The organism is Streptomyces sp. SAS_270 (assembly GCF_052543295.1).
Genome location: NZ_JBMNDS010000174.1, coordinates 1 through 2465 on the forward strand (window position 1 = coordinate 1; position 2465 = coordinate 2465).

The following is a 2465-nucleotide window of genomic DNA, read 5'->3' on the forward strand; positions in this document are numbered from 1 at the left end:
AAGACACAGGAGCAGACTGCCGACGCGCCGACCTCACCGCATCAAGAACTGAGCACGTTCATCCGTACGCGGCTGTGTACGTTCACGTGTACGCCGACAGGCGTAGACGAACGTCGCCCGGAGGCGTTCGGTGAGGTCTTTCAAGAGGTCGGCGGCTTGGGCGCCGGTGGTGGTGCGGGGGTTGAGGCGGTGGATTTCGTCGATGAGGACGAGTTGGACACCAGCCTGGCTGTAGGTGTGGCAGACGGCGTCGGTGAGGCCCGTCCCTCTTCTCTCACATCCCCTCCAACGAGCCACAAGCCGCGCTGCTTCACCCTGCGGGTTTAAGACTGGGTTCTCAGCTTGGCCACGGCAGCACGGAGAGTTCGGGCCATTGGCTCCTCCACCGCAGTGCCTTGGTCTCATAGACGGCCCGCGGGGCAAGCGCCGGATTGGGACGGACAACGAGGTTGAACACGTCGGAGAGTCCATGGGGGGCATAGACGCGCCATCGTCCGTCCGGCTCCAGCCGCACTCCCAGGCAGCACGTCGTCGCGGCGAAGGAATCGATCGCGGACTCGGTGGATTCGTGCGGGGCGCAGGGCACGCCGAACTTCTCCTCGTACCAGAGGTGCACGCGTGCTTCGTTGCGGATCTCCACCTCGGCCGGCACTCCGCCGAACACCTCCTGCCCAGCTTTGATCACCGCGTCCTCCGCTTCCCAGGACAGATCGGAGCTGTCGAAGTAGAAGACGTCGTAGTCCTTGATGCCGCTGGTCGGCGGCCTGTCGGTGACGACGTTCCACGCCGTCTGGAACAGACAGCCCGCAGTCACATACCAACCGGGCAAGTCCAGCGTCGCAGTTCTGGCCAGCACATCCGTCAAGACCTCATTGCGGGAGAGGACCGTCCGCAAGACGTCCAGCTGCTCATCAAGGGGAAGTCGACCAATCACTGGTTCTAACTATCACGACGAGTTCACTCAAAGCGATGAGCCGACGACCGCGACCGCGCGGACACACTCTCGGGGGTCTGCACCCCTCCTCGCGCGCCTGCGTGACACTCAAACTCATCGACACTCGACGGCTGTTCGGCCCTCAACTGACATCCAGACTCAGGCTCTGGTCCACTTTGTGTGGAGGGCTCACCGACAGTGATGGCAGAGGCGTGTGGTGAGATGGCCGCGCTCTATCAGCCGCCTTGTGGGAGATCGTTCCGATGTCTGTGTACCCGTCGCTGACCCGCGCTCTGGCGGAGGCTTTGGTCGATGTCCTCTGGTTCGTTGAGGGATGCGAGGACGAGCAGATGGATCCGGATGACGCGGTCAAGGTCTTGGAGGGTGTAGCCCATCTGGTGACTCAGTTGTCGAGTGATCAGCGAAGCGAATTCATCGACCTCCTCGGTTCGATGGCTGCGAAGGAGGCCGATCCTTCGCGCCGCGCGTTCCTGGAGGGCTTCCCTGAAGGTTTCGGACTTGTTGAGGACGACTCCTGACCTGGGATCTATACAGAGAGCAGGACGCGTTTGCGGAGGAGTTCGAATCCTGCGCGTCCGAACATCTGACGCTTGAGCATCTTGATTCTGTTGACATGGCCCTCCACGACGCCGGAGTTCCAGGGCAGGGTGAGGCCGGCAGTGACAGCGTCGAGGTCACGCAGGAGGTGCTGAGCAAAGTGTCGAAGACTGGGCAGCTCGGTGGTGGCGCTGGCCGCTTCGATCCATTCGGGGAGCCGGTCGCCGTGCAGGTGGGTGAGCATGTGGCCGAAGGAGCGCACGTGCTCGGCGAGTGCCGTCAGTTCGGGGCAGTTGGCCAGGGCGGCTTTGAGCTGGATCCGGTCGCCTTCAGGTAGGGCGTCGGGGTGGGTGAGGATCCAGCGCGTGACGGCGCGGGCCGATGGCGGCCGGGGGCCGACCGGTTGGGGCTTGCCGCGAAGAGTCCTGCTGACGTAGTCACGGACGCTGGCGTATCCGCGTGGATAGCCCTGTTCCTTGATCTCCTCCCACAGTTTCCAGGCGTTGGTACAGCCTTCCCGCCAGCGTTGATCGAGGTAAGGCTTGTAGTCGTCGAGCTTGGTCGCACGGCTTTGCCACTGACCGGTGAACATCTCCTCCGGAGTCGTGGCGCGGGAGAAGCGCAAGATCGTGTTGAGGGTCATGCCGAGTTGCCGGGCGATGGACCGTTTGCTGTGACCGGCGGCGAGGAGGGCGTGGATAGTGGCGTGCTTGGCGCGGGTGCGTTCGGCGAACCGGTGTCCTGTTGGCCAGGGCGATAACGCGGCCGACTTCGTCTCTTCCTGCGGTTGCTCCGGATGCGCCGGCGTGGGGCTCAAGCAGCCTCGGTGCCGGTAGACGCATTTCTCGGCGGCTTCGCCCAGGTTGTGCCAGAGGGTACTGGTGGGCCGTCGGCGAGGTGCCTGCTGAGCAGGCCCTTTTCCCACGGCCCCCAGCCCGAACGACGCATGCGAGCTTTCCCCGCACGTCGCTCT

At 63.9% G+C, this 2465-nt stretch carries 3 protein-coding genes and 1 pseudogene; 1 reads left to right on the forward strand and 3 read right to left on the reverse strand.

What is annotated here, in order from left to right:
- Positions 1-99 precede the first annotated feature (99 nt).
- Together ACN6LB_RS45705 and ACN6LB_RS45710 are read right to left on the reverse strand one after the other, a co-directional pair.
- Positions 100-258 (reverse strand): annotated as a pseudogene (locus tag ACN6LB_RS45705) (ATP/GTP-binding protein); the annotation flags it as partial.
- A gap of 79 nt (positions 259-337) precedes the next feature.
- Positions 338-934 (reverse strand): nucleotidyltransferase family protein, encoded by a 597-nt coding sequence (locus ACN6LB_RS45710; RefSeq protein ID WP_445031083.1) that lies wholly within the window; start codon positions 932-934, stop codon positions 338-340.
- Between the two features lie 263 nt (positions 935-1197).
- Between ACN6LB_RS45710 and ACN6LB_RS45715 the strand changes: the two genes are divergently transcribed.
- Positions 1198-1473: a hypothetical protein gene (locus ACN6LB_RS45715; protein ID WP_445031084.1), complete on the forward strand. Its 276-nt coding sequence runs from the start codon at positions 1198-1200 to the stop codon at positions 1471-1473.
- 8 nt (positions 1474-1481) lie between these two features.
- Here ACN6LB_RS45715 and ACN6LB_RS45720 read toward each other — a convergent pair.
- Positions 1482-2465 (reverse strand): transposase (locus ACN6LB_RS45720; RefSeq protein ID WP_445031085.1); only part of this gene is annotated, 984 nt, incomplete at its 5' end.

What these genes read in the sequence shown, in the direction of transcription:
- ACN6LB_RS45715 (WP_445031084.1), top strand. Translation starts at nt 1,198, where the DNA reads ATGTCTGTGTACCCGTCGCTGACCCGCGCTCTGGCGGAGGCTTTGGTC.